This window comes from Leucobacter exalbidus (genome assembly GCF_017834145.1).
Taxonomy (GTDB): Bacteria; Actinomycetota; Actinomycetes; order Actinomycetales; family Microbacteriaceae; genus Leucobacter; species Leucobacter exalbidus.
Genome location: NZ_JAFIDA010000001.1, coordinates 2,513,126 through 2,538,890 on the forward strand (window position 1 = coordinate 2,513,126; position 25,765 = coordinate 2,538,890).

A 25,765-nucleotide genomic window follows, 5' to 3' on the forward strand; every position below is an offset into this window, starting at 1 on the left:
GCTGCGCGTCGGTTCGTGACCCGAGCTCGCTAGTCGCGTTCGATGAGTGCGTTGGCGATGACGGCGACGCCTTCGCCGCGGCCGGTGAATCCGAGGCCGTCGGTGGTGGTCGCAGCGAGCGACACAGGGGCGCCCACAAGATCAGTCATCACGGCCTGCGCTTCGGCCCTGCGCGGCGCAAACTTGGGGCGATTGCCCACGATCTGCACCGACACGTTTACGGGCCGCCAGCCCTCGGCTGCGAGCCGCTGCAGGGCGAGCCGCACGAACCCGGTGCTCGCAGCGCCCTCGGTTTCGGGTTCATCGACGCCCACGAGGCCGCCGATATCGCCCAGGCCTGCCGCCGACAGCAGTGCATCGACTACCGCGTGGCACACCGCATCGCCGTCGCTGTGCCCCGACAGCCCTGGTTCGCCCGGCCAGTCGAGGCCCGCGAGGCGCAAGGGTGAGGCTGCGTCGTAGGCGTGCGTATCGAATCCCGTGCCGACCCGGATCATGCGCGCGAGTCGATTCCGGCCGCGTTGGCGGCGAGGAAATGTTCGAGCACGGGCAGGTCGCCGGGGGAGGTGAGCTTGTGCGCCTGGAGCTCGCCCGCGACGGTGTGCACGGTGCCGCCGTCGCGCTGCACGAGTTCGGCGTCATCGGTGGGCAGCTCGCCGTGCAACTGCGCGGTGGAGTGCGCCGACTCGAGCACGTCGCGGGGAAAACCCTGCGGGGTCTGCACAGCCACGAGCGTTGAACGATCGACGGTCTCGCGCACGACGCCCGCCTCATCCACGCGCTTGAGTGTGTCAACGACGGCAATTGCGGGGATGACGCCGGCGCCGGTGCGGCGCACCTCAGCGATTACCCGTTCGAACAGTTCGGCGCTCGCAAAGGGGCGAGCGGCATCGTGCACGAGCACGGTATCAACGTGTTCGCCGAGGGCTGCCAGACCGAAGCGCACCGACTCGTGCCGTTCGCGGCCGCCTGCGACGACTGACACGTCCCATGAGGAGGTTTCGGGAAGCACGGCATCCACGATGCTCAGCGTCGCCGCTGCGTGCGACTCGGGGGCCACGATCACCAGGTGGCCGGCGTGCGGCAGCGAGGTGATGACGGCGATGCTGAATTCGACCAGAGCGCGCCCGTGTAGTTCGTAGAACGCCTTGGGAACGTCGGCGCCGAGACGTTCACCGCGCCCGGCGGCCACGAGTACGACGCCCAACGAGGCCATCGTGTGGGGGGTATGCTCCGTGCTGCTCATAATCCCAAGGGTACTCGTGCCCGGCGTTGAACGGGGGAAACGAAGTGGGGGAGACGAACGGAGATAGGGACACGCCGAAGCGTGCACCCCGTCAGAAAAGACAAAAGGCGCTTTGCGTTGCCGCAAAGCGCCTCAAGGCAGTGGTGCAGAGCTTACGAAGTAAGCACCTGATCCAGTACCTCGGAAGCCTTTTCTTCATCAGTCTTCTCGGCGAGCGCGAGCTCAGAAACGAGAATCTGACGGGCCTTCGCGAGCATGCGCTTCTCGCCAGCTGACAGCGAACGCACCTCTTGGTCGCGGCGCCACAGATCGCGCACTACCTCAGACACCTTGATGACATCGCCAGAGGCGAGCTTCTCAAGGTTGGCCTTGTAGCGACGTGACCAGTTCGTGGGCTCTTCAGTGAACGGCGCGCGCAGTACCTCGAAAACTTCCTCGAGGCCTTCCTGGTTAATGACGTCACGAACGCCGACCAAGTCGCAGTTCTCAGCAGGAACCTCAATAGTGAGATCACCCTGATTCACCTGCAGCTTCAGGAAGAGCTTTTCCTCTCCGCCGAGTTTGCGCTTCTTCACCTCGATGATTTTGGCAGCACCGTGATGGGGGTAGACAACAGTCTCTCCGACCTCAAATTGCATTGAGTGGCTCCTTTACAGTCCAGAGACTAGAATACCACACTCGCCACGCCTGGGTTAGGCTTGCCTAAGCTGCGGTTGTAGGATGGTCGCGGTTATGATGAATTCAAACCGTGTTTGCGGCTCACCGCGCACGACGTCGTATCGACCCACGGCTCGGAGGACCCCCTTGAAGATTCGGATCGCCTCATCTATTGCTCTCGCTGCTGCGCTCGCGCTCGGCGCGACCGGATGCAGCCTGATCGCGCCCCAGGGCACGCTTGAGCCTTATGCGCCCAGTGACGGTGTAGAAGTCACCATTGAGGGCGTTGATGTACGCAACTTGATGCTCATCGCTGACGAAAGCGGTGAAAACTTCAATGTGGTGTTCACCGCGTACAACCGCACTGGCGCAGACAGCGACGTCACCATGACGTTCGTGACTGAGGATTCAGAGACCGCTAGCGCCTCGTTCGTTCTGCCCGAGGGCACGACCGCGTTCGGTAACCCCGCAGCGCCCGAGACGCCGGTGCTCGTGTCGATCCCCGATCTGGTGATCGGTTCGACCATCAACGCGTACTTCCAGGTGGAAGGCGCTGCTGAGGCCGAGCACAAGGTTCCCGTGCTTGATGGCACGCTGGCCGAGTACCAGGATTACGTGCTGCCCGCAGACTTCTCGAAGTCGGCAGACACCACGAAGGCTGAGCTGCAGGCTGCTGCAGAAGAGGCTGCGGCATCGCAGTCGAAGATCGGCGACGACACCAAGGGTGAAGAGACCGACGAGAAGTCGGCTAACTAGTCACCTGCGGTTCGGCTCACGCCGAACGCACACCAAAAACGCCCCGGGAGACCGGGGCGTTTTTCGTATCTGCACGCGGGTGATGCCCCGCGCAGGCCGACCGATAGGTCGTTCGGGCCACCCAGCACGCGCTGGGCGACCCGTGGGCGCTAGCCGAAGCGGTAACCCACCCCGCGTACGGTTGAGATGAGGCGCGGCTCTGACGGGGCCTCCTCGATCCGGGCCCGAATGCGCTTGATGTGTACATCGAGCGTCTTCGTATCGCCGTAATAATTGCTGCCCCACACCCGGTCGATCAGCTGACCGCGGGTGAGCACGCGGCCCGAGTGGCGCATCAGAATTTCGAGCAGTTCGAACTCGCGCAGCGGCATTGCGGTCTCGTCGCCGCGCACGAGCACCGTGTGGCGTTCGACATCGAGCTTGATGCCGAGCTCATCGAGCACGAGCGTGTCGGCGGGGTCTTCGGGCTCAGGCTCGGGGGCAGCGCTTGCTGCCCCGCGCCGCAGCGCCGAACGCACCCGCGCGAGCAGCTCACGCGTCGAATAGGGCTTCGTGATGTAGTCGTCGGCGCCCAATTCGAGGCCCACGACAATGTCAATCTCGCTGTCCTTGGCGGTCAGCATGATGATGGGCACCTGCGACTTCTGGCGAATGCCGCGGCACACCTCGGTGCCCGGCACATTCGGCAGCATCAGATCGAGCAATACGAGATCGGGGTTGTGCTCGCCAAACAGCGTGAGTGCGCTGGCGCCGTCACCCGCTACGGTCACGCGGTATCCCTCGCGCTCAAGCAGATAGGCGAGTGGCCGTGAGATGGACTCTTCGTCTTCGACGAGGAGAATGTGCTGAGCCACTATCGGGGGTCCTTTCGGTCAGAAACGAGGGTGGACGGCGGGGCTTCGGTGAGAACACCCAGCGTACGCTTCACCTTCTTTTTTGCGCGCTTGCGTCGATCTTCTGCCGCATCGTGCAGTGGAAACGTGAGTGAAAAACTTGAGCCAACGCCGGGCTGTGACCAGACGTCAACATCGCCGCCGTGCGCGCGCATCGTGTGCCGCGTAATGCTGAGGCCGAGCCCCGTGCCGCCGGCGTCGCGGCTGCGGGCCTCATCGACGCGGTAGAAGCGCTCGAAGATGCGCGCGAGGTTTTCGCCCGCGATGCCCTCACCCTGATCGGTGACGGTCACCACGAAACGCTTCTTCTCAAACGCCATGCCCACGCCCACCCGCTCGCCCTCGGGGGAGTGCCTGATCGCGTTGCTCAAGAGGTTGGCGACCGCCGCCGCGAGGGCGGCGGGGCGGCCCATCAGGCTGGCATCGCGCTCGGTATCGAGGGCATCTGTGATCACCAGCGTGACGCCGCGCTGCTCGGCGAGCGCACGATGCGCGTCAACCTCCTGCCGCACGAGCGGGCGCAGTTTAACGCGTTCGCGGTCTTCGGGGCGCAGCGCCGATTGCGCCTCTGAGAGCTGAATAATGTCGCGCGAGAGTGAACCGAGCCGGCGCGACTCCTTCACAAGAGTGTTAGAGAACTCGCGCACGATCTCGGGATCCTCTGCCGCCTGCTGCACGGCCTCTGCGAGCAGCCCAATTGCCGCAATGGGGGTCTTGAGCTCGTGGCTGACGTTGGCGATGAAGTCACGACGCATGGAGTTCACGCGCTGTTCTTCCCCCAAATCCAATGCGAGCACCACCACAAAGCGGCGCTGCAGCCGAAACAGGTGAGTGCGCACATTGTCTGTGTGGTCGGCCGGATCGGGCTCATGGGTGTCGGGAACACCCGACGACATCACCCGGCGAACGCGTGCGAGAAAGGAAGGGGAGCCGAGCTCGTCATCGCTCAGATTACGTTCTTGGCGGGCCGTGGCGTTTGCATACACCGTGGTGAGTGAGGAGTCGAGAATCACCGCGAACGCGTCGATCTCGTCGAGCAGAATGGTCACCACTTCAGGGAGTTCGGGGCGCATCTCTTGGGCCCGCATGCGGCCCGCTTGCCTGGCACCAATGACGCCCATCGTGGCACCAACGCCGATGGCAGCCCCAAGGGCGGTTCCTGCAAGCACAAGGGCAGTGGGATCCATGATCCTTATCGTAGGGGGCAGGGCATGCTTGATAGGTGAAGTTCAACTGTTGTTCACCTCCTGGTGCGGTACGGTTTACCCGCACCAATCACACTTGTGGGGGCGGTGATTTTTTGCGGGCTTCCGCATGAGTGGCCGCCGCCCAATTTGAAAGGAATTCTGAATGCGCGAGGTATTTCAGCAGTCGCTGGCCGAGGTGCAGGAGCGCCTGGTCGATATCGCTGAGCTGGTCGAAACTTCGATCGCTGATGCGACGGGCGCGTTCGGTGGGTCTGATGTGACCCGGGCCGAGAGCGTGATTGACGGCATCGAACGCATCGAGGAGCTCGCCGCCGAGCTCGACGAACTGGCGATCGATATTCTCGCCAGGCAGCAGCCGGTCGCCTCTGACCTGCGGCTCGTGGTGGGCGCACTGCGCATGAGTTCATCGCTCGAGCGCATGGGCGATCTCGCCCAGCACATCGCTCAGCTGGCGCGCTACCGCTACCCCGAGAGTGCCATCCCTGAGGGGCTCTCGAAGACGTTTGTGCGCATGGGAGCACTCGATGTGAAGATGGCCGGCCTCATCGTTGAGCTGCTGCGCGACCAAGACTCCAGCCTCATCGACAAGGTGCGCGATATGGACGCCGATCTTGATGAACTGCACGCCAAGGTGTTCGAAAAGGTGCTCAGTGACAAGCTGGCCAACAACCCCACCGGGGTCGTCGATGCCACGCTCGGTAGTCGATACCACGAGCGCTTTGGTGACCACGCGGTGAAGGTCGCCAAGCAGATGCAGTACTTCTTGAGTGGTTCACTCGACTAACTCGAAGCAAATTCGAGGTCACCGAAACGGGGCGACTTGAGCGGGCGAGGGGTCGTGGTGGTGCAGCAATTGCACCCTGCGACCCCTCGCTCTTTTCTTCTCACAACGAAGCGCCCACCTGGTCAAGGTAGGCTGTCAGGGTGAAACAACGCATCTATGACTCGCGCGCGCAAGCGCTCGTCGACTTTGCACCCCGCGAAGACGGCAAAGTGGGCATGTACGTGTGTGGGCCGACGGTTCAGTCGGCGCCGCACATCGGCCACCTCCGCAGTGCGCTGGTGTACGACCAGATGCGCCGGTGGTTTGCGGCGACGGGGCTCGATGTGACCCTGATTCGCAACGTCACCGACATTGACGACAAAATCCTCGACAATGCACGCATCGCGCAAGCCGCGGGCGGCACCGAGCAGTGGTGGGCCCTGGCCTACCGCGTGGAGCGCGAATTTACTGCGGCTTACGAGGCGCTGGGCGTGCTCGCGCCGACGTACGAACCGCGCGCCACGGCCAACATTGCCGAGATGATCACGCTGATCGAGCAGCTCATTGAGCGCGGCCACGCATACCCTGCAGCCGACGGCTCGGCGAGCGTCTATTTCGATACGGCGAGCTGGCCGACCTATGGCGAGCTGACGCACCAGATGCGCGACCAGATGGAAGACGCCGCTGACTCTGAGCCCGTGGGCAAGCGAGATCCGCGCGACTTCGCGCTCTGGAAGGCGTACCGCGACACCGAGCCCGAGACCGCGTCATGGGATTCCCCGTGGGGCCTAGGGCGCCCCGGCTGGCACATTGAATGCTCGGCGATGGCGACCCGCTACCTCGGCACCGAATTTGATGTGCACGGCGGCGGGCTTGACCTGCGCTTCCCCCACCACGAGAACGAGCTCGCGCAGTCGCGTGCGGCCGGTCACGGCTTTGCCCGGCACTGGGTGCACAACGGCCTCGTGAACACGGGTGGCCAGAAGATGTCGAAGTCGCTGGGTAACTCGCTGTTCGCGAGCGACCTGCTGGCGAGCGCGCGCCCGATCGTGCTGCGCTATTTCTTGGGATCGGCGCACTACCGCTCGGTGCTCGAGTTCTCAGAGTCCTCGCTGAGCGAGGCCGCTTCAGCCTTTGAACGCATCGAGGGCTTCCTGACGCGCGCAGCAGAACAGCTCGGCGACAGCGCAGCCGTAACGCCGCAGACCGAGTCTTCCCTCGCCGATCTGCCCGCTGAATTCATCGCGGCCATGCTCGATGATTTCGCACTGCCGCAGGCCCTCGCGGCCCTGCACGGGGCGGTGCGCGCGGGCAATACCGCGCTTGAATCCGGCGATGAGGCGGGGCTTGCGACGCACGCCCGCGAGGTTGCCGCGATGCTAGACGTACTGGGCCTGAACCCGCGCGATGCCGCGTGGGCAGAGGGATCCGGGCCCGAAGATGCCAGCGACCGCAGCGCCCTGGGCGCGCTCGTCGAGGCACTCATCACGCAGCGCGCCGAGGCGCGCGCACGCAAAGACTTCGCTGAGAGCGATGCGATTCGCGACCGTCTGCTTGACGCAGGAATCGCGCTGGAAGACACACCCAAACAAACCCGTTGGAGCCTGACATGAGTAACAAGAGCAACCGAACCGGCGCCGTGCGCAAGAAGGGCCTCGGCAAGGCAGTCGGCTCAGGCGGGCAGGGGCGCCAGGCGCTCGAGGGCCGCGGCCCCACGCCGAAGGCAATCGAACGCCCGTACCACCCCGCTGCAAAGGCAAAAGCTGCGCAGGATCGCTACACGGCGGCCAAGGAACGCTACGCAGCCCGCACCGGCCGTGCCCCCGAGCGCAGCCGCAGTGGCGGCGGCGGCCGTGACAAGCCCGAGTTCGAGCTGGTCACCGGCCGCAACTCGGTGCTCGAGGCACTGCGCGCGAAGATCCCCGGTAAGACGCTGTACATCGCGGCACGCGTCGAGATGGATGATCGCATGCGCGAAATCATGCGCCTCGCGACGAACCGTCAGATGGCAGTGCTCGAGATCATGCGCCCAGAAATGGACCGCATGGTTGACCGCGACGCCGTGCACCAGGGCGTTGTGCTGAAGGTGCCGCCGATGGAATACTCCAACCCCATGGAGGTTCTCGACGAGGTCATCGAGCGCGGCGAGGTGCCCCTGTTCGTGGCACTCGACGGCATCACCGACCCCCGCAACCTGGGCGCGATCATTCGCTCGACCGGTGCATTTGGCGGCCAGGCCGTCATCGTGCCCCAGCGTCGTTCGGCGAGCCTGAACTCGGCCGCATGGAAGACGTCAGCGGGCGCCGCTGCGCGTATTCCCGTGGCGATGGCCTCGAACCTGACGGCCACGCTGAAGGAATTCAAGAAGCAGGGCGTCTTCGTAATTGGCCTTGACGGCGGCGGCGACCTCGATCTGCCCGGCCTCGCGCTGGCTGATCGCCCGCTCGTTATCGTGATTGGCAGCGAGGGCAAGGGCCTGTCGCGTCTCGTCACCGAGCACTGCGATGCGATTGTCTCGATTCCGATTCAGGCGGTCACCGAATCGCTGAACGCCGGCATCGCGGCAAGCGTGGCGCTCTACGAGGTTTCGAAGCTGCGCGCAGAAGGTGCAGCCAAGGCTGCAGCCGCGGTCACCAGCAAGTAACCAGATATTCAGCGCTGCCCACTCGGGCGGCGTGCAAAACGGCAGTGCCCCAGGGCACTGCCGTTTGTATTGGTGGCCCTACATCACCACCAGTTCGGTGATGCGCCACCGGCGGTCGCGATACTCCAGTCGCATGGCGACGGGGTGGGTGCGCGGTTCGGCATAGAGCGAGACAGCGGCCTCGATCACGTGCGGCACCGGCCGATCAATGTGCACGGGGCCGGGGGTCGCCACCACAAGGCGGTCATCGCAGTACAGGGTGCGCCGCTCGGTGCGGGCGGCCCGGCGTTCATGCAGGGCATCGGCGACCCGCGGCGTGATCCACGCGGCGAGCTGCCCGACCGAGCGCACCCCCTCGAGGGCTTCAAATGCATACAGGGCGAGGCGCTGCAGCACCCGGGGTGCGGGGGCCGGCACATCGGCGGCGGCGCTCGTATCGACGGCGACCTGGTTCGCGTGCCGGTCAAAGTCTTCGACCGGGCGCAGGTGCGGGTGCGGTGTGCGCTTCGCTGCGCTGGTGATGCTGGTGACCCCGCTCGGCGTGCGGCGGGGGCCGGGTCTGCCCGGTGGATCGGAATCAGCAGGCAAGGCCGAGCTGAGGGAGCGTTCACCTCGATCTGCATAGTCGCTGTGGTGCGCGTGGCTGGCGTGCGGCATGGCGGTCTCCTTCGCTGTGAGCCCCCAGCAGCCTGATTCGCGTAACCCCGAACTGACGTGAAATCGAAGACTGGCTAGGTCGTTGGAGCCCCAACGATAGGTGGCGTTGGCTCACACTCGTCAAGTAAAAAGTTGGATACTGGTCAAATTTGACGCGCCTCACACGTGTCCGTTTGCGAGAAAGTCTTGCGCGAAAGGCGGGAACAGCAGGGGTTGCGGCGCGCCCAGGTGCGACCTGAACGCCGCGGTGCTCTACTCTGGTGACGTGGCGACTTTGCGTAACCTTTCCATCAAGTATTCGACCCTCAAAGAAGAGGAGATCGAATGGCTTGAGTTTCTCGCGCTTGATTTGCAATTGCTTGCAGATCTCGCGCTCAGTGACGTGGTGCTGTGGGCTCCCACAGAAGACGGCAACTATCTCGCGATCGCGCACGCGCGCCCCGCGGGCTCGGTGACGCTGTTCTACCGCGACGTCATCGGCGACTTCTTGCGCCCCGACTGGCGCGAGCTGGTTGACGAGGCCATGGCCACCGGCCTGCCGGTGGAATCAACCTCGCCGGCCTGGTTCGAAGAGAACCCGATGCGCCTCACCGCGCACAGCGTGAGCCGCACCGACACCGAGGGTGCCGTGTTTGGTCCGTTCGCGGTCGTCACGGTGCACTCAAGCGTGATCGATACGCAGAAGGCCTCGCGCATTGGCGCCGCCTTCCGCGAGGTCGCCGACGACCTCTTTGGCATGATCGAGGCCGGCCTGTTTCCGTCTCGCGGTAAGTCGCGCGTTGGCCAGCAGGGCGCCCCGCGCGCCTCAGATGGCCTCGTGCGCGTCAACCTCGAGGGCATCGCGACGTTTGCGAGCCCCAACACGCAGACCACCTTCAACGCACTCGGATTCCGTGACGAGATCGAGGGCGAAAACTTCAGCGAGGTGATCGCCGAGGTCGTGAAGGGCCAGTTCGACACCGACGAGTCGCAGCCGCTCGTCGCACAGGGCAAGATCGCCAAGCGCATCGAAATCGATGCCCGCGGCCGCACGGTGGCACTGCGCTCGATCCCCGTCACGCGCGACGGCCAGCGCGTCGGCGGCGTGGTGCTCACCCGCGACGTCACCGAGCTGCGCCAGCAGGCGCAAGAGCTGATCACCAAAGACGCGACGATTCGCGAGATTCACCACCGCGTGAAGAACAACCTGCAGACCGTGGCCTCGCTGCTGCGGGTGCAGGCGCGTCGCGCCCGCAGTGAAGAGGCGAAGCAGGTGCTCGGCCAGGCAATGCGTCGCGTTGCTGCGATCGCGGTCGTGCACGACACGCTCTCGACCGGGCTGGCACAGATCGTCGACTTCGACGTGGTGTTCGCGCGCGTGCTCGGCCTCGCTGCCGAGGTAGCGAGCCTGCACGGCACGACCGTGCACCCGCACAAGGAGGGCTCGTTTGGCGAGCTCCCCTCTGAGTACGCAACGCCGCTCGCACTCGCGCTCACCGAGATCGTGACCAACGCGGTTGAGCACGGCCTCGCGGGCCGCGAGGGTGACGTCGACATCACGGCGCACCGCACCGAAGACCGACTCTCGGTCGAGATCATCGACACCGGCACGGGGCTGCCCGGCGGCACCGTCGGCGACGGCCTCGGCACGCAGATCGTGCGCACGCTCATTGAGGGCGAGCTGGGCGGCAGCATCACCTGGGGCCCCGATGTTCGGGGCGGCACGCGCGTGGCCATTCAGATTCCGCTGCACTGGATTGCGGCGCAGACGCGCGAAATTCCGCAGGTGCAGTAACGCGGTTTCGCGCGCAATAATTCAGATCCGGATCGGGCCCAGCGCCCGATCCGGATTTTTTATGCCCAGTGGGCTGGTTCTGTGAAATGTTGCGTCATTTTGTTGCGGGCACCCCGGGGTGATGAAATAAGCTCACAGCATGTCTCCCATAACAGTAACGAATGTATCCCTGTCGGCGCGCACCGGGCGCCTGATGCTAACCGCAGCGGCGCTGCTCGCGGTGGGTGGGCTCGTCGCGTGCTCGGCACCCGGGGAAGGTGCCGCGGGTGGCGTCCCCGAGGGGGCATCGGAGCAGACGAGCGGCTTCGACCTCACCTCCAAGAACATTGACTCCCGGCCCCACATTGACGAGGTGGCCGAAGCGGTGGCCGCGCTGAAGGGCAGCGGATTCACTCCCATCGAGGCCGGCGAACTGACGGTTGCGATCAACGGCTCGGGCACTCCGCCCACGTCATTTCTCGCCGAAGATGACGTGAAGACCATGCTTGGCTCTGACTCAGACGTGGGCTCGCTGATTGCCGAGGGGCTCGGGCTCGAATACGCGCCGATCAACGTGGCCTGGGCCGACTGGCCGCTCGGCGTCGAATCGGGCAAGTATGACCTCGTCATCTCAAACGTGGGCGTCACCGAGGAGCGCAAGGACCTCTTTGACTTCGCCACCTACCGCGACGCCATCATGGGCTTCGTGGTCGGCTCGGGCAGCGACGTGCAAGAAATCTCGAAGCCCGAAGACGTTTCGGGGCTGAAAGTAGTGGTCGGCTCGGGCACCAACCAGGAGGCCTACCTGCTCGACTGGTTCGCACAGAACGAAGCGGCCGGTATCGCACCCGGCGAAGCAGTGTACTACGACGACCAGGCCGCGGGGCTAATGGCCATCACTTCGGGCCGAGCCGACGCAAGCATTCTGCCCTACTCGCTCGCGGCATTCCAGGCCGAGACACTGGGGGAGACCCGCATCGTGGGCAAGTTCAACAGCGCCTACCCGATCGACGGCCAGGTGGGCATCGCCACGGCCAAGGGCAACGGCCTCGCCGAGCCCGTCTCGATCGTGCTCAACAGCATCATCGCCTCGGGCGAATACGCCGAGGTGCTCGACCGCTGGGGCCAGGGCGAAGAAGCCATCGGTGAATCGCTCGTTAACCCGCCGGGGCTGCCGCGCCCGTAACGGCGCGTGTGTCACGAAGCGTCATGTAGTAGCTCCCCACGAAACTCTTACATAAGGTGAATGCATGTCTTCCATAACCCAGAGCAATAACGATGTGGTCACCGTCGGGCTCGCCCTCGACGGCGCAGGCTGGCACCCGGCCGCGTGGCGCGAAGCGCAGGCACAGCCCGAGCGGCTGTTCACCGCGAGCTACTGGCAGGAGCTCATCGTCGCAGCCGACGCGGCCGGCCTCGACTATGTCACGCTCGAAGATAGCCTGCGGGTGCCCGGCCCCACGGCCGATATCGCGACCTCACCGGCGCGCCCCGCACCCGGCACCGTGAGCGGCCGCCTCGACGCCGTAATGGTCGCCAGCTGGGTGGCCCCGCACACCCACCAGATCGGTATTCTGCCGACGGTCACCACCACGCACACCGAACCGTTTCACGTAGCCACCGGGCTGCAGACGCTCGACCACATCAGCGAGGGGCGTGCCGGCTGGCAGCTGCGCGTCTCGCTCGGCGCAGCAGAGGCTGACGCTTTCGGCCGCAAACAGGCCCCCGAAGTTGACGTGACGACCCTGATCGCGGGGCGCCCCGATGCGGGCTTTGGAGAACTGGTTGACGAGGCTGCCGACGTGGTCGAGGTCACCCGCCGACTCTGGGACAGCTGGGAAGACGACGCAATCATTCGTGACGCCGCCACCGGCCGGTTCCTCGACCGCGACCGCGTGCACCACATCAACTTCGAGGGCGACAAGTTCAGCGTGGTCGGCCCCTCGATCGTGCCCCGCTCACCTCAGGGGCAACTGCCCGTCACCCTCCTCGCGCACAACCCGCAGGTCACCGAACTCGCGGCGCGCTCAGCCGACGTGGTGTTCATCACCCCCGAGAACGCATCGGCGCAGGCGGGTGCCTCGCGCGGTTTGAGCGTGGCCGACCTCGTGCAGGGGGTGCGCGACGCCGAGCAGCGTGTGGGCCGTGATCCGCACGCCCCGCTCAAAATCGTGGCCGACCTTGTCGTCGTGCTCGACACCGACACCGAGACGGCCACCGACCGCCTCGACCGCTTGAACCACACGGCAGGTTTCGCCTTCGAAAGCGATGCCCGCATTCTCGCCGGCTCGGCCGACGACGTCGCCGACCTTATTGCCGAGTGGCGCGCACACGGCATCGACGGGGTGCGGCTGCGCCCGGCGGTGCTGCCCGATGACCTCACCGCCATCACCTCACGCCTCGTGCCCGTGCTGCGCGAACGCGGCCTACTCGCGGCCACCACCCCCACCACTTCACTGCGCGATCGCTTCGGCCTCACCCCGGCAGCGAACCGCTACGCAACCGCACGACTCGAGACCACGGAGGTCGCACGATGAGCAACAAACGTCAGGTCCACCTGGTCGCCCACTTTCCGGGCGTCAACAATTTGACGGTGTGGAACGACCCGGCCTCGGGTAGCCAGATCGACTTCGCTTCATTTCGTCACTTCGCGCAGACCGCCGAACGCGGCCTGTTCGACTACGTCTTCCTCGCCGAGGGGCTGCGCCTGCGCGAGCACGGCGGAGAGATCCATGATCTCGACGTCGCGGGTCGCCCCGCTACCCTCGCGATCATCACGGCGATGGCCGCGGTGACCGAGCGCATCGGCGTCGTCGGCACCCTCTCGAGCACGTTCAACGAGCCCTACGAGCTGGCCCGCCAGCTCGCTTCCATCGATCACCTCTCGGGCGGCCGCGTCGGCTGGAACGTTGTGACCTCGTCTGACGCGTTTCACGGCGCGAACTTTCGCCGCGGCGGCTTTCTGCCCTACCCCGAACGCTACGTGCGCGCGGCCGAGTTCGTCACCCTCGCGAAGCAGCTGTGGGATTCGTGGGGCGCAGACGCCCACGTGGCGAACAAACACACGGGCCAGTTCGTTGACGACGCGCAGGTGGACGACGTGCGCTTCGCGGGCACCCAGTTCGATGTGTCGGCCACGAGTACACTGCCGCGCAGCCCGCAACGCTACCCCGTGATCGTGCAGGCCGGCGACTCACCCGCCGGGCGCGACTTCGCCTCAGAGCACGCAGAGATCATCTTCACCCGCAAGGGCACCCTCGAAGAGGGGCAAAAGTTTTACACCGATGTGAAGGGCCGCCTTCCCAAGGTGGGCCGCACCGAAGATTCGTTGCGCATCATGCCCGGTGTCAGCTTCGTGATCGGCGACTCGGCGGCAGACGCCGAAGAAAAATCGAGGGCCATCGCGCTCGCCCAGGTCAGCCCGCAGACCGCCATCGCGTGGGTCGAAGCGATCTGGGGCCGGGAACTGCCGGGCCTCGACCCCGATGGGCCGCTGCCCACGGTTGATCCGGGTGAACAAGAACAGCGCCAGGGCCAGGTATCGACCCAGGTCAATGACCGCCTCGCCCGCGTGCAGCAGCTGCGGGCACGCGCCGAAGCCGAGAAGCTCACCGTGCGACAGCTCGTCGTGAAAGAGACATCGCGCCACGACTTCGTGGGCACCCCCGCCCACATCGCCGCCGAGATGGACAAGGCCGTGCAGCTGCGGGCCGCAGACGGCTTCGTCGTGATTCCGCACATCACGCCCACAGGCCTCGACGAATTCGTCGACCGCGTGGTGCCCGAACTACAAGATCGTGGCGTCTTTCGCACCGATTACCCGCAGAGCGAGACCGGGGAAACGACCCTGCGCTCCACGCTCAACCTGCCCGACCCGCAGGCAGTCAACGCACGCGAATATGAGGAGGCCATCGCATGAGCGACACACTTATTGCGCCCAGCGCGGTGCGCGACGACGCCAGCTTGGGCGGTGACGCCGCCGCTCCGACCCTCGAGTTTCGGTACGTCGCGGCAGATGACGCCCTCGCGAAGCCGCTGCTCGCAGACCTCGAGCGTGAGTACGACACCCGCTACCGTCACGTTGCCGGGCACGAACCCGCCAAGGTTGAGATCAACCGGTACGCTCCGGCGAAGTTCGCGGCTCCCCACGGTGCCTTTCTGCTCGTGCTCGAAAACGGCGAGCCTGTCTCGGGCGGCGCGTTCTATCGCCTGAATGACACCACCGCCGAGATCAAGCGCGTGTGGACCCGCAGCGATCGCCGCGGTCGTGGCTTTGCCCGCATCGTGCTCACCGAGCTTGAGCATGAGGCCCGGCGCCTCGGCTACACGCAGGTGTACCTCACCACGGGGCACCGGCAGCCCGAGGCCGTGACGCTCTACCGTGCGCACGGCTACACGCCGCTCTTTGACGTTGCGCTGCCGGCCGCCGATATTGGCCTGCACGCCTTTGAAAAGTCGGTCGAGCACCTCGACGTGCTGCCTCGCGCGGTGGCCGCGGTGCCGCCCGTGCGTGAGCGCAAGTCAGGTGCGGCCGACACTGCGCTTGTGGCGTCAGCCCCCGCTGCGGCGCCCACCGAAACTCAGCCGGCCTCCCCGCGCCGGGTTGTGAACCGCGGCCAGGAGCGCCCACCGGTGGCTTCCGATCGCGGCGCGACCACCGGCGACACCGAGTCGCCTGCGCGCCGGGTGGTCCCGCTGAAGCACTGGGGCCGTTGGATCTTCAGCGCGCTCGCCCTGTTCGTGGTCGCCCAGCTGGTGTGGACCTTCTTCTCGAACCCGCAGTGGCGGTGGCCGATCGTGGGGGAGTATCTCTTCAACGATGCCGTGCTGCGCGGGCTGTGGCTCACCCTCTGGCTGACGGCAGTGTCGGCGGTCATCGGGTTCGTGCTCGGCAGCGTGCTTGCGCTCGCCAGGCTCTCGGGCTCGGGGCTGCTGAACTCATTCGCGTGGGGCTTCATCTGGTTCTTCCGCTCGGTGCCCATGATCGTGCAGCTGGTGCTCTGGTACAACCTCGGGTACCTCTTCCCGCAGCTCGGCTTCGGCTGGCCGTTCAGCTACGACTTCTGGCTCGTCGAGTTCGACACCGTGAAACTGATCTCGGCCACCATGGCCGCCATCATCGGGCTCTCACTGCACCAGGCCGCCTACTCGGCCGAGATCATTCGCGGCGGGCTACTGTCGGTGGATCAGGGGCAGTTGGAGGCCGCCAAGGCCCTCGGTATTCCGCGCAGTCGCCGCTTCTTCAGAATCACAATGCCGCAGGCCGCCCGCGCCATCTTGCCGAGCGCGTTCAACGAGATCATCGGCCTGCTCAAGGGCACCTCGGTCGTCTTTATCGTGGCGCTGCCCGAGCTGTTCTACACGACGCAGGTGATCTACAACCGCAACCAGCAGGTGGTGCCGCTGCTGCTCGTCGCCACCATTTGGTACACCGTGTTCACCTCAATTCTGAGCGTGGCCCAGTACTACATTGAGCGCCACTTCGCCCGCGGCTCGGCCCGCGAGCTGCCGCCCACCCCCATCCAGCAGGTGAAGCTGCGGTTGCGCCAGGCGCAGCAGCGCTTCGTCGCCGGCCGCGATGCCGACGGCAGGGCCAGGGGCGCCACGGCGGCCACCTCGTGCGCCGCCGCCAGCCTCGACACCGACCAAACGCCCGTGCAAACAGCACTCGCCGAAACCCGATAGGACCCCCAGATGTCGACACTGACCGCTCAACCACCGGTTGCTCGATCGCTCGCAGGCTCGGGCCTTGTCGAGATTCGCGGCGTGCACAAGTCCTACAGCGGGCTTGAGGTGCTGCACAACATCTCGCTCACCGTCGAGCCCGGCCAGGTCGTCGCGCTGCTGGGCCCCTCGGGCTCGGGCAAATCGACCCTGCTGCGCGCTATCAACCACCTCGAAACGATCGACGCTGGCGAGATCACCATCGATGGCGAGTTCATCGGTTACGAACAGCGCGGCGGTGTGCTGCACGAGCTCCCCGAAAAGAAGGTGCTCGAGCGCCGCACCCAGGTGGGCATGGTGTTTCAGAACTTCAACCTGTTTCCCCACCTCACCGCCCTCGAAAACATCATCGAGGCGCCCATCGCGCTGAAGCGCATGAACAAGGCCGCGGCCACCGAGCGGGCCCTCACGCTGCTCGCCCGGGTGGGGCTCGCCGACCGCGCCGATCACTACCCGCGCCAGCTCTCGGGTGGCCAGCAGCAGCGCGTTGCGATCGCGCGGGCACTCGCCCTCGACCCCGGCGTACTGCTGTTCGACGAACCCACGAGCGCGCTCGACCCCGAGCTCGTGGGCGAGGTGCTCGACGTGATTCGCGGGCTCGCCCAAAGTGGCACCACGCTGATCATCGTCACCCACGAGATGGGCTTCGCAGCCGAGGTCGCAGACCAGGTCGTGTTCTTGGATCGCGGCCGAATCGTCGAACAGGGCTCGCCCAGCCAAGTGCTGCGCAACCCGCAGCACGCCCGCACCAGGGACTTTCTGAACAAGGTGCTGTAGCTCCGGGCACGGGCCGCGCGATTTCGCGGCCATGATCCGGATCAATCAACACCCACCCCGCCGCACGACACACACTCAATGAACGAGGAACGCACCATGACCACTCTCACCACCCGGCACCGCTTCGCGCGCGTGCAGCGCGCCGCCACCGCAGTTCTCTTCGTGGCAGCCCTCGGCGGCGGTCTTGCGGCCTGCTCAGCAAGCGACGCAGGCGGGGCTGCCGCGGTCGCGGGCGAGGTCGCGAACGAGTCGCCGTTTGACCTGACCACGGCGGGGCAGGCCGACCGGCCGCGCATTGAAGAAGTGCCCGAGGCCGTGGCCGCGCTGAAGGCCAGCGGTTTTGAGCCCGTGACCGACGGCAAACTGACGGTCGCGTCGAACGCGTTCACCCCGCCCTCGGCGTTCTTCGCTGAAGATGACAACAAGACGCTGCTCGGCGGCGACCCCGATATCGCGCTGCTCGTCGCCGACGGCCTCGGCCTCGAGTACGAACCCGTCAGCGTGGCGTGGGCCGACTGGCCCCTCGGCGTTGAATCGGGCAAGTACGACCTCGTCGCCTCGAACGTGACGGTCACCGAAGAACGCAAGGATCTCTTCGACTTCGCCACCTACCGGGCCGACAAACTGTCCTTCGCGGTGCCCACCCCGAGCGAGGTGGAATCGATCAGCGAAGCGAAAGATATCTCGGGCCTGAAGGTGTACGCCGGCAGCGGCACCAATCAGGAGGGGATCGTGCTCGAGTGGATCGCCGAGAACGAGAAGAACGGCATCGACCCCGGTGAGATCGTCTACTTCGAAGACGACAGCGCGGCACGACTCGCGATGCTCTCGGGTCGCATCGACGCGCTCTTCCAGCCGAGCGTCGCGAACGCCTACTCCGCAGCGGTTGACGGGCAGACGAAGGTGGTCGGCACCGTGCCCGGCGGCTACCCCCATGACGCACAGATCGCGCTGGGCACCGCCAAGGGCAACGGGCTCATCGAACCCGTCGCGATCGTGCTGAACCACATCATCGAGAGCGGCGACTACGACGCCGTCTTCGAGCGCTGGGGGCTGCAGGATGACGCGGTCACCGAATCAGTGGTCAACCCGGCCGGAATCCCGCGCCCGTGAGCACCGCACCCGTTACCCCAGTAACACCCGCCCCGCAGGGGGCACCCGCGCCGGCCGGCATCGTGATCATCGGTGCCGGCCCGGCGGCCGTGATGCTGCTCGAACGCATCCTCGCGAACCACGCGCGAGACACTCCGTCGCAGCGCCTCGACATTCAACTCGTTGACCCGCACGAGCCCGGCGGCGGGCGCATCTGGCGCCGCGCACAGTCGCCGCTGTTGAAGCTGAACTCGATGTTTGCTGACGTCGCGTTCTTCACCGACCCCTCGTGCCAGATCGCCGGCCCCGTCGCGCAGGGCCCCACGCTCAGCCACTGGGTGGAGCTCGTGCGTGCGGGCGATATCGACCTACCCGAATGGGCCGATGAGCGGATCTTCACCGAGGTCGCGACGGCTGGCCCACAAGACTTTCCCACCCGCAGGCTCAACAACGCCTACCTGGGGTGGGCGTACGAAGAGGCCCTGCGCCGTGCCGCCCCCTCCGTGACGGTGGAATGGGTGCAAGACCTCGCCGTCTCGGTCAACGCGGGCGGGCACACCCCGGGCGACCTACACACGGTGCGGCTCGCCTCGGGTGCCGAACTGTGCGCCGATGCCGTCGTCTACGCCCTCGGGCACAACGGCTCGATGCCCACCAACGAAGCGATCAAGCTCTCAAGTTTCGCCGACCGGCACAACCTGGGCTACGTCGCCCCCGGGTTCACCGCCGACCTCAACCTCGACTGGGTGCCCGCGGGCGAACCGGTCATCGTGCGCGGCATGGGGCTTGCCGCCGTCGACCTCACCGTGCTGCTCACCGAGGGGCGCGGCGGCACCTTCGCCCGCACCCCACAGGGCACGCTCGCCTACACCCCGAGCGGCCAAGAGCCCATCTTGCACCTGGGGTCACGCCGCGGGGTGCCCTACCGCTCCAAGATCACGAGCACCCCGGTGGGCGAACCGGTGGCGCTCGAATACCTCGGCGCCGAGTTTCACGCCTGGGTGCGCGACCTCGGCCGCCCGCTCGACTTCGCCGCCGACGTGTGGCCGCGCATCGTCGCCGACCTGCTCACCGGGTACTACCGCGAGCTCTTCACCGGGCACCCCGACCGCGTCACCGGCACCTGGGACGATTTCGCAGCCGGGCTGCGCGAAATTCTGGGCACCCCGGCCGGTTACGAATCGGCCGATCTCATCACGCTGATCACCGCCCACGTGCCCCACGCCGACGACCGCTTCGATCTCGCCAGCTTCGATATGCCGCTGGCGGGCCCGGGCGTATCGGTGCCCAGCGAAGCAGCCCCAGCTGCATCAACCGCAGGCGCTACAGCCCCCGATCTCTCTCCCACAGATCGCGTGCAGCAGCGCGTGCGCGAGCACATCGCGCAAGATCTGCGCCAGCGCACCAGCCCCGAGCACAGCGCCACGCAGGCCCTGTTTCTCACCGCCCTGTTCGCGCACATGGCGCTCGCCGAAGTGCCCGTCGAAAAGTGGAACGCGACGAGCCGCACCCAGGCCCTCCCCAAACGGTGGCAGGGCTTCTTCAGCTACCTGGCGAGCGGCCCGCCCGGCCACCGGCTCGAAGAACTGCTCGCGCTGGCTGAGGCCGGGGTCGTGCACTTTCTCGGCGGATCAGTGCAGCTCGAACTGCACGACGGCGACGCCGCCGCGCTCGATCTGGCGGGCCGCCCCATCGACGGCGGCTGGGGATCTGGGCAATTTATTGGATCCGGATCAGCAAACATCGCAGGCGAAATCGCGCAGACCCGGGTCGTGGCCAACACCCTCATCGACGCGTGGCTGCCGAGCGCAGAGGCTGCGGGCAGCGATAATGTGCTGCTGCGGCAGTTGATCAGAAGCGGGCAGGCGAGCGAGCTTCGCGTCGCCGATGCCACCTACAGCGGCACCACCGGGCAGGTCGAAGTGGCCGATCACGGCGTGATTCCCGGGGCAGAACGACAGTTCGCCCTCGGCTCCTTCACCTCAGATATGAACGCGGGCGCCTTCGCTCGGCCCGGGCTGAATTCGCTGCCGTTTCGGCAGCACGACCGTCTCGCGCGGCAGGTTCTGGACGCCGTGAGTAGCGTGGGCGTAGGCAGCGACGCACACGCTTTGCCCGGGAGTTCGCCAGTTGCATCGCGGCAGCTGGTCAGCGCGGCCCGCAGGAGGGATACGATAGGGGAGTGATTACACGGCTCAGCAACTACTTTCTGAAGACTCTTCGCGAGGATCCCGCCGAGGCCGAGGCCGAGGTCGCCAGCCACAAGCTGCTGGTGCGCGCCGGTTACATTCGGCGCCAGTCGCCGGGCGTATTCGCCTGGCTGCCACTGGGCTTGCGCGTGAAGGGCAAGCTCGAGCAGATCGTGCGCGAGGAGATGGCCGCCGCGGGTGCCCACGAGGTGCACTTCCCGGCCATGCTGCCGCGCGAAATGTACGAGGCCACGGGCCGCTGGGAGGAGTACGGCGACGCGCTGTTCCGCCTGCAGGATCGCCACGGTGCCGACCACCTGCTCGCCCCCACCCACGAAGAGCCCTTCACCCTGATGGTGAAGGATCTCGTATCGTCGTACAAGGATCTGCCGCTCACGCTGTTCCAGATTCAGGACAAGTACCGCGACGAGGCACGCCCGCGCGCAGGCCTCCTGCGCGGCCGCGAGTTCACGATGAAGGACGCGTACTCGTTCGACGTCACCGATGAGGGGCTCGCCGAGAGCTACCAGAAGCAGCGCGACGCCTACGAGCGCATCTTCACCCGCCTGGGCCTCGAGTACGCCATCGTGTCGGCAGACGCCGGCGCCATGGGCGGCTCACGCAGCGAGGAATTCTTGCTGCCCACCGAGATCGGCGAAGACACGTTCGTGCGCTCGGCAGGGGGCTACGCCGCCAACGTTGAGGCATATGTGACGCCGGTGCCCGAGTCGCTTCCGATCGAGGGCCTGCCCGCCCCCGTCGTCTACGATTCGCCCGACACCCCCACCATCGACACCCTCGTGGCGCACACGAACGCCGTGCTGAAGCGCGAAGATGGCCGCGCGTGGACCGCCGCTGACACGCTGAAGCACGTTGTGCTCGCGGTCACGCACGTCGCCGGCGAGCTTGCCGGTGAGCGCGAGATCGTCGTCGTTGGCCTGCCCGGCGACCGCGATGTCGACATGAAGCGCGCCGAGGTTGTGTTTGCTGGCTGCGATATTGAGCCCGCGACCGCCGCTGACCTCGCGAAGCACCCCGGCCTGCTGCGCGGCTACATCGGCGCCGCCCGCGTGGCCGCCGATGGTTCGACGACCGCGGTGCTCGGCACCGAGTCAGAGACCGGCGTGCGCTACCTGCTCGATCCCCGCATCGTGCCCGGCACCTCATGGGTCACGGGTGCCAATGTTGACGAGCAGCACGTGGCGTACCTCGTCGCGGGCCGCGACTTCACCGCCGACGGCATTGCCGACCTCTCTGACGTGCGCGCGGGCGACCCCGCTCCCGACGGATCGGGCCCCATCGAAACCGCTCGCGGCATGGAGATCGGCCACGTCTTCCAGCTCGGCCGCAAGTACGCCGAAGCCCTGGGCCTGAAGGTGCTCGACCAGAACGGCAAGCTCGTCACGGTCACCATGGGCTCCTACGGCATCGGCGTCACCCGCATCATGGCGGTGCTCGCTGAGCTCAACCGCGATGACCGCGGCCTGATCTGGCCGCGCCAGGTGGCTCCGTTCGACGTGCACCTCGTTGCCACGGGCCGCGACGCCGGCATCTTCGAGACTGCTGAGGAACTCGCGGGTACTCTCGAGGCCGCTGGCCTCGACGTGCTCTTCGACGACCGCCCCAAGGTTTCGCCCGGTGTGAAGTTCGGCGACGCCGAGCTCATCGGCGTGCCCCGCGTGGTGGTCGTGGGCCGCGACGCAGCCGACGGCATTGCCGAGGTTTGGGATCGCGCCACCGGCGAGAAGAGCAAGGTCGCGATCGCTGAGATCGCGGCGCTGCTGAGCAAGTAGTACTGCAGCGCCCCCGATCTCGCAGCTGATCGAGGCGGCGGGCTGAAACCGCGGGAGTGCGGGCCTTAGGGGCCGCACTCCCGCGGTTTTTTGTGCGCGCGGCTGCTTCGTAGCGCGGCTGCTTCGTCCCCACGGCTCCGGATCCCGCCCCGCCAGCGAGTTATCCACAGATTGCCGGGGCCCCGGTTTTGCGTCCCCGAACCGGGTTAGTGTGCTTGCTACGCGGCCACCGTGGCGGCGATCATCGCAGGCAACGACGCCGCGGTGGCTCAGGATTGAGGTGGAACACCATGGCGAATATCAACGTCTCCTACGCCGATATGGAGCAGGCCGGCACACAGCTCGGGGGAGCGCGAGATGAGATCTCGCAGAAACTGCAGCAGATGCAAACGCTTATCGGCACCCTGGTGGGATCGGGGTTCGTCACCGATCAGGCCTCGGGTAAATTTCATCAGGCCTACGCCGAGTACACCACGAGCGCCAACACGGTGATCGCGAAGCTCACCGAGATTCAGGCCTTCCTGTCGCAGACGGCCACCGCCATGCACGACATGGATTCGCAGATCGCGGCCCGCATTAACTAAAACTTTCGACTCGTGGGTGTGGTGCGGCGGGCGTCCCCGGTTACCGCCGCACTGTGCCCACGTCATAGGGGGTGTGCGTCATGAACGACCGGCTGGGATTCACCGATGCTGCGCTCGACACGGCAGCGTCGACGTGCGAGGCGGCGAACGAAGCGCTCGCGGTGCCCGCACGCATGACAACGCCGGCACTCTCGGGGGTCACCGACCTGCCTGCCAGGGTCGGTGAGTTCGTGTCGACACTGGCGATCGCGTGCGCGGTGCTCGGGTCATCAGCGAGCAGCGTGGGCCGCAGCGTACTGGCCTGCAAACAGGGCAGCGATGACGCAGACGCGCAAGCTGCAGCGGCTCTCGCCAGCGCGACCCTGCCCGCACCGGCCGGTTACAGAGCGCCGTGATGGCCGACATTCCGGTCTCGGCGACCGCCGTGCTTCCCACACCGTCACCGGTGTGTGACGGTGACACCGATGCGTTCGACGCTGTACTCACGCAGGCTGAAACGGGCGCGCTCGAGTGCCGCGAACATGCAGCGCAGGCGGCCGCTTCGCTGTCAGCGACGCGGGGCACCGCCGCTCATGCGTTGCAGACCAAACTGTCGCACCTGCAAACGAGCGCCTCGCTCGTGGAACGATGCGCCGCCGCTGCCTTGCGGGCCGTGAGTAGTTATGTACGAGACATCGCCCAGGTGCATGTCACCGCTCAAAGCGTCGAGCAGGAGGTCGTGCGGCAGCTCACTGTATTGCGTACGCACGCGGCAACCATTGAAGACATCAGCGTTCGGCGGGGGATCGCGGTGAGTGATGACTGGCGCGTCGCACCACCACTGTTCATGCCACCCACAGCAGCAGACGCTGATGCGCCGACCACCCTGACCGGCGGTGCTGACACCTTCAATTGGACACTCGCCTCAGGCGCGTGGGCGGGGGCCGTAGCCGCCATTGACGAGGGCTGCGACCGCTGGCGCGGCCTCGTGCAAGAGCGGGAAACCATTGAACGAACGCTGGTGAACGCGCTTGCCCGCGTCTCGCTCGTCGACCTCGGTGAGGGGGCCTCGGCGCCGAGATCGGCGATGGTGCGGGCGCTCACCTCACTGCTCTCGAAAGAGACGCCGTGGGAGACCCCCGCGGTGCGGCGTCTGCTCGATGGAGCACTCACCCCGGCCGAGGTGGCCGACCTGTGGAAACAGATCGAAGCCAGCGGCGCTGATATTGCCGAGCTGATCGAAAAGTACAGCTTCGAGCTCGCGGCACGCGACGGCCTGCCCTTTAGCGTGCGCGATCAAGCAGGCCGTGCCGCTCTCGACTACGCGCTGAGCGGCAGCACCGAACTCGCGCACGCTTTCGCGCGCATGGGACTGGCGCCCAGTGACATGACGCTCACCGAGTTTCGGCGGGATCTGCAGGCGGTGCGCGACGCATTAGCGACGTACGCAGAGAACGAAGACGGAATCGAACTCGTCGTTCAGCTGGCTTCTCTGGGTAGCCATGACGGCTCCGTTACTGCTGCTGTCTCGATTGGTGACCTCGATTCGGCCAGCGAGATCGGCGTATTCGTGCCGGGCATGAACTCCTCGGTGCGCGGCATCGGCGAACTGAGCAAAGGGCTGCAAGAAATCCATTCTGGGAGCGAGGGATCAGCAGTAGTGACATGGGCCGGGTATCGGTCACCGACCGTGGCAGAGGAACCGTTCCAAGGCCGGGCCGAGCGCGGCAGCTGGCCACTTGCCGACTTTCTCGCGGGGATCACGGCTCACCGCGTGGGCGACCCGCTTGATCACTTCGCGCTGATCGGACACTCCTACGGCACGAACGTCGCGGCCGAAGCTTTGAAACACGGTAATCATAAAGTTGATGCGTTCATCTCGCTGGGGTCTGCGGGGCTGAAACACGGCACGAAGGCAGGCGACCTCGGTGTGCGCGACATCCACGCAACCCACGCCGCAGGCGACAACATTGCGCCGTTCGGCCGTGGCGTCCATTTCAGGCCAACCGCTGACGGCGGGGTCGGGTACCTGCCGCGGGTAGACCCCAGGCAACTCGATGGTGCGAACGTGTTCTCTTCAGAGAAAAGCGCCAACGGCAAAGCCGTCACGATGCACAATCTGGTGGTGCCGATTCACTGGGGCAGCGCGCAATGGGCGGCAGACGTGCTCGATGGGACTGCAAGGGACCTCGAGGTGGGCTACCTCGACCCGTCATCTACGACGGTGCAGCAGCTGATCAAGTTGATGAGAGGTAGAAGATGACGAATAGGCGCTGGTATCTTGCAGCCGGGTTAGTGGCCCTGCTGGCGGTGGCCGTGGGAAGCTGCACGGCCTGGACCCAGCGGGAGATTCCGCCCGTGCGAGACGCTGCGGGCGTCACCGAAGTAGAATCACAAGAACTGACAGTGCGCGAGCAGTTCGATCTCGTGCATGAGCGTTACGAACTGTTCAATGACCAGATCTCGGTAACCATGAGCCAAATTCACCCGGGGGAGTGGAAACTCCCGAACTCAAGTAACGGGGCCATGGTGATGGAAGGCAACGCGTTCAGAGGGGCACTCAAAGGCGAAGGGACCGCCGCGAATAGCTATTACCTCAGCAGGTTCTGGCGGCTTGACGACGTCGCCAACGGGGAGGCGAAGCTGCGCGAGGCGAAACAGCGCTGGGAAGAACTGGGATGGAAGACCGAGATGTACGACAGCGACATCTACCCAGGCGAGTATCGGGCCTCGGCGATTACCTCAGACGGTGCCTGGATCGCCCTCGATATGCTGCGGGATGGGCTCAATGTCACGGCCTACTCAGGGGTCTATTGGGGTGACACTGAGACGTTACGCAGGGCGATATGGAACATCCAACAGAGCGAACGAGACGAAGGCACACGATGGCGACCAGAGAAAATCGATGACAACAGCAACGGCTACCTGATGGCGGGGGAATACCCGCCATTTCCCGAGTGGCGCGCCGCAGCACTGGGGCCACGACTTCCAGACTCGCGCGACTGAGCGAAGTGTCGTAAGCTAGATCCTTCGATCCGTGTTTTTTGGAT

The 25,765-nt window shown here is 65.9% G+C and carries 23 protein-coding genes; 17 read left to right on the forward strand and 6 right to left on the reverse strand.

Features of this window, described 5'->3' with window-relative positions:
* Positions 1-29 precede the first annotated feature (29 nt).
* From ispF to JOF28_RS11415, 3 genes are all read right to left on the reverse strand, one after another.
* A complete protein-coding gene (gene ispF / locus JOF28_RS11405) occupies positions 30-497 on the reverse strand; it encodes a 2-C-methyl-D-erythritol 2,4-cyclodiphosphate synthase (RefSeq protein WP_209705854.1) in 468 nt (155 codons plus the stop codon).
* Positions 494-1,246 carry a 2-C-methyl-D-erythritol 4-phosphate cytidylyltransferase gene (gene ispD / locus JOF28_RS11410; protein WP_209705855.1) on the reverse strand — a complete coding sequence of 251 codons (753 nt, stop codon included), beginning with the start codon at positions 1,244-1,246 and terminating at the stop codon, positions 494-496. The genes ispF and ispD overlap by 4 nt, the downstream gene beginning before the upstream one ends.
* 152 nt (positions 1,247-1,398) lie before the next feature.
* On the reverse strand, positions 1,399-1,884 hold the full coding sequence (locus JOF28_RS11415) for a CarD family transcriptional regulator (RefSeq protein ID WP_209705856.1): 486 nt from the start codon (positions 1,882-1,884) through the stop codon (positions 1,399-1,401).
* A 166-nt stretch (positions 1,885-2,050) separates the two neighbouring features.
* On the opposite strand from JOF28_RS11415, the gene JOF28_RS11420 reads away from it, so the two are divergent.
* Positions 2,051-2,659 carry a DNA modification methylase gene (locus JOF28_RS11420; RefSeq protein WP_209705857.1) on the forward strand — a complete coding sequence of 203 codons (609 nt, stop codon included), beginning with the start codon at positions 2,051-2,053 and terminating at the stop codon, positions 2,657-2,659.
* 149 nt (positions 2,660-2,808) lie between these two features.
* Here the strand turns inward: JOF28_RS11420 and JOF28_RS11425 are convergent, their stop codons facing one another.
* A complete protein-coding gene (locus tag JOF28_RS11425; protein WP_209705858.1) occupies positions 2,809-3,513 on the reverse strand; it encodes a response regulator in 705 nt (234 codons plus the stop codon).
* Entirely contained in the window at positions 3,513-4,739 is a 1,227-nt protein-coding gene (locus JOF28_RS11430) for a sensor histidine kinase (protein WP_209705859.1), read from the reverse strand. The genes JOF28_RS11425 and JOF28_RS11430 overlap by 1 nt, the downstream gene beginning before the upstream one ends.
* Positions 4,740-4,902: 163 nt before the next feature.
* On the opposite strand from JOF28_RS11430, the gene phoU reads away from it, so the two are divergent.
* The 3 genes from phoU (at position 4,903) to rlmB (ending at position 8,167) form a co-directional block, all read left to right on the forward strand.
* Positions 4,903-5,544, forward strand: a complete 642-nt coding sequence (gene phoU / locus JOF28_RS11435) for a phosphate signaling complex protein PhoU (protein WP_209705860.1) — start codon at positions 4,903-4,905, stop codon at positions 5,542-5,544.
* A 140-nt stretch (positions 5,545-5,684) separates the two neighbouring features.
* Positions 5,685-7,136: a cysteine--tRNA ligase gene (gene cysS / locus JOF28_RS11440; protein WP_209705861.1), complete on the forward strand. Its 1,452-nt coding sequence runs from the start codon at positions 5,685-5,687 to the stop codon at positions 7,134-7,136.
* A complete protein-coding gene (gene rlmB / locus JOF28_RS11445; RefSeq protein WP_209705862.1) occupies positions 7,133-8,167 on the forward strand; it encodes a 23S rRNA (guanosine(2251)-2'-O)-methyltransferase RlmB in 1,035 nt (344 codons plus the stop codon). Before cysS ends, rlmB begins: the two co-directional genes overlap by 4 nt.
* Positions 8,168-8,245: 78 nt before the next feature.
* Here the strand turns inward: rlmB and JOF28_RS11450 are convergent, their stop codons facing one another.
* Positions 8,246-8,824 (reverse strand): Rv3235 family protein, encoded by a 579-nt coding sequence (locus JOF28_RS11450; RefSeq protein WP_245189951.1) that lies wholly within the window; start codon positions 8,822-8,824, stop codon positions 8,246-8,248.
* Positions 8,825-9,089: 265 nt separating this feature from the next.
* On the opposite strand from JOF28_RS11450, the gene JOF28_RS11455 reads away from it, so the two are divergent.
* From JOF28_RS11455 to JOF28_RS11515, 13 genes are all read left to right on the forward strand, one after another.
* Positions 9,090-10,598, forward strand: a complete 1,509-nt coding sequence (locus JOF28_RS11455; protein WP_209705863.1) for a sensor histidine kinase — start codon at positions 9,090-9,092, stop codon at positions 10,596-10,598.
* A 139-nt stretch (positions 10,599-10,737) separates the two neighbouring features.
* Positions 10,738-11,763 carry an ABC transporter substrate-binding protein gene (locus JOF28_RS11460; RefSeq protein WP_209705864.1) on the forward strand — a complete coding sequence of 342 codons (1,026 nt, stop codon included), beginning with the start codon at positions 10,738-10,740 and terminating at the stop codon, positions 11,761-11,763.
* 64 nt (positions 11,764-11,827) lie between these two features.
* Complete coding sequence (locus JOF28_RS11465; RefSeq protein ID WP_209705865.1) at positions 11,828-13,114, forward strand: LLM class flavin-dependent oxidoreductase; 1,287 nt, start codon at positions 11,828-11,830, stop codon at positions 13,112-13,114.
* Positions 13,111-14,496, forward strand: a complete 1,386-nt coding sequence (locus tag JOF28_RS11470) for an NtaA/DmoA family FMN-dependent monooxygenase (protein WP_209705866.1) — start codon at positions 13,111-13,113, stop codon at positions 14,494-14,496. The genes JOF28_RS11465 and JOF28_RS11470 overlap by 4 nt, the downstream gene beginning before the upstream one ends.
* The gene (locus JOF28_RS11475; protein ID WP_209705867.1) at positions 14,493-16,262 is read left to right on the forward strand and encodes an ABC transporter permease subunit; all 1,770 of its coding nucleotides are present in this window, start codon (positions 14,493-14,495) and stop codon (positions 16,260-16,262) included. The genes JOF28_RS11470 and JOF28_RS11475 overlap by 4 nt, the downstream gene beginning before the upstream one ends.
* A gap of 9 nt (positions 16,263-16,271) precedes the next feature.
* Positions 16,272-17,078: an amino acid ABC transporter ATP-binding protein gene (locus JOF28_RS11480; RefSeq protein WP_209705868.1), complete on the forward strand. Its 807-nt coding sequence runs from the start codon at positions 16,272-16,274 to the stop codon at positions 17,076-17,078.
* Between the two features lie 96 nt (positions 17,079-17,174).
* The gene (locus JOF28_RS11485) at positions 17,175-18,191 is read left to right on the forward strand and encodes an ABC transporter substrate-binding protein (protein ID WP_209705869.1); all 1,017 of its coding nucleotides are present in this window, start codon (positions 17,175-17,177) and stop codon (positions 18,189-18,191) included.
* The gene (locus JOF28_RS11490; protein WP_209705870.1) at positions 18,188-20,356 is read left to right on the forward strand and encodes an FAD/NAD(P)-binding protein; all 2,169 of its coding nucleotides are present in this window, start codon (positions 18,188-18,190) and stop codon (positions 20,354-20,356) included. Before JOF28_RS11485 ends, JOF28_RS11490 begins: the two co-directional genes overlap by 4 nt.
* On the forward strand, positions 20,353-22,152 hold the full coding sequence (locus JOF28_RS11495; RefSeq protein ID WP_209705871.1) for a proline--tRNA ligase: 1,800 nt from the start codon (positions 20,353-20,355) through the stop codon (positions 22,150-22,152). The genes JOF28_RS11490 and JOF28_RS11495 overlap by 4 nt, the downstream gene beginning before the upstream one ends.
* A 290-nt stretch (positions 22,153-22,442) precedes the next feature.
* Positions 22,443-22,736 carry a WXG100 family type VII secretion target gene (locus JOF28_RS11500; protein WP_209705872.1) on the forward strand — a complete coding sequence of 98 codons (294 nt, stop codon included), beginning with the start codon at positions 22,443-22,445 and terminating at the stop codon, positions 22,734-22,736.
* 80 nt (positions 22,737-22,816) lie between these two features.
* Positions 22,817-23,131, forward strand: coding sequence for a hypothetical protein (locus JOF28_RS11505; RefSeq protein WP_209705873.1), 315 nt, complete (start codon positions 22,817-22,819; stop codon positions 23,129-23,131).
* The gene (locus JOF28_RS11510; RefSeq protein WP_209705874.1) at positions 23,131-24,978 is read left to right on the forward strand and encodes an alpha/beta hydrolase; all 1,848 of its coding nucleotides are present in this window, start codon (positions 23,131-23,133) and stop codon (positions 24,976-24,978) included. The genes JOF28_RS11505 and JOF28_RS11510 overlap by 1 nt, the downstream gene beginning before the upstream one ends.
* Positions 24,975-25,721: a hypothetical protein gene (locus JOF28_RS11515; protein WP_209705875.1), complete on the forward strand. Its 747-nt coding sequence runs from the start codon at positions 24,975-24,977 to the stop codon at positions 25,719-25,721. The genes JOF28_RS11510 and JOF28_RS11515 overlap by 4 nt, the downstream gene beginning before the upstream one ends.
* Positions 25,722-25,765 lie beyond the last annotated feature (44 nt).

Excerpts from the sequence above, each read along its gene's own strand:
- ispF (WP_209705854.1), bottom strand. The coding sequence starts at position 497 with ATGATCCGGGTCGGCACGGGATTCGATACGCACGCCTACGACGCAGCC.
- ispD (WP_209705855.1), bottom strand. The coding sequence starts at position 1,246 with ATGAGCAGCACGGAGCATACCCCCCACACGATGGCCTCGTTGGGCGTC.
- JOF28_RS11415 (WP_209705856.1), bottom strand. The coding sequence starts at position 1,884 with ATGCAATTTGAGGTCGGAGAGACTGTTGTCTACCCCCATCACGGTGCT.
- JOF28_RS11430 (WP_209705859.1), bottom strand. The coding sequence starts at position 4,739 with ATGGATCCCACTGCCCTTGTGCTTGCAGGAACCGCCCTTGGGGCTGCC.
- phoU (WP_209705860.1), top strand. The coding sequence starts at position 4,903 with ATGCGCGAGGTATTTCAGCAGTCGCTGGCCGAGGTGCAGGAGCGCCTG.
- rlmB (WP_209705862.1), top strand. The coding sequence starts at position 7,133 with ATGAGTAACAAGAGCAACCGAACCGGCGCCGTGCGCAAGAAGGGCCTC.
- JOF28_RS11450 (WP_245189951.1), bottom strand. The coding sequence starts at position 8,824 with ATGCCGCACGCCAGCCACGCGCACCACAGCGACTATGCAGATCGAGGT.
- JOF28_RS11460 (WP_209705864.1), top strand. The coding sequence starts at position 10,738 with ATGTCTCCCATAACAGTAACGAATGTATCCCTGTCGGCGCGCACCGGG.
- JOF28_RS11465 (WP_209705865.1), top strand. The coding sequence starts at position 11,828 with ATGTCTTCCATAACCCAGAGCAATAACGATGTGGTCACCGTCGGGCTC.
- JOF28_RS11470 (WP_209705866.1), top strand. The coding sequence starts at position 13,111 with ATGAGCAACAAACGTCAGGTCCACCTGGTCGCCCACTTTCCGGGCGTC.
- JOF28_RS11475 (WP_209705867.1), top strand. The coding sequence starts at position 14,493 with ATGAGCGACACACTTATTGCGCCCAGCGCGGTGCGCGACGACGCCAGC.
- JOF28_RS11480 (WP_209705868.1), top strand. The coding sequence starts at position 16,272 with ATGTCGACACTGACCGCTCAACCACCGGTTGCTCGATCGCTCGCAGGC.
- JOF28_RS11485 (WP_209705869.1), top strand. The coding sequence starts at position 17,175 with ATGACCACTCTCACCACCCGGCACCGCTTCGCGCGCGTGCAGCGCGCC.
- JOF28_RS11500 (WP_209705872.1), top strand. The coding sequence starts at position 22,443 with ATGGCGAATATCAACGTCTCCTACGCCGATATGGAGCAGGCCGGCACA.
- JOF28_RS11505 (WP_209705873.1), top strand. The coding sequence starts at position 22,817 with ATGAACGACCGGCTGGGATTCACCGATGCTGCGCTCGACACGGCAGCG.
- JOF28_RS11510 (WP_209705874.1), top strand. The coding sequence starts at position 23,131 with ATGGCCGACATTCCGGTCTCGGCGACCGCCGTGCTTCCCACACCGTCA.
- JOF28_RS11515 (WP_209705875.1), top strand. The coding sequence starts at position 24,975 with ATGACGAATAGGCGCTGGTATCTTGCAGCCGGGTTAGTGGCCCTGCTG.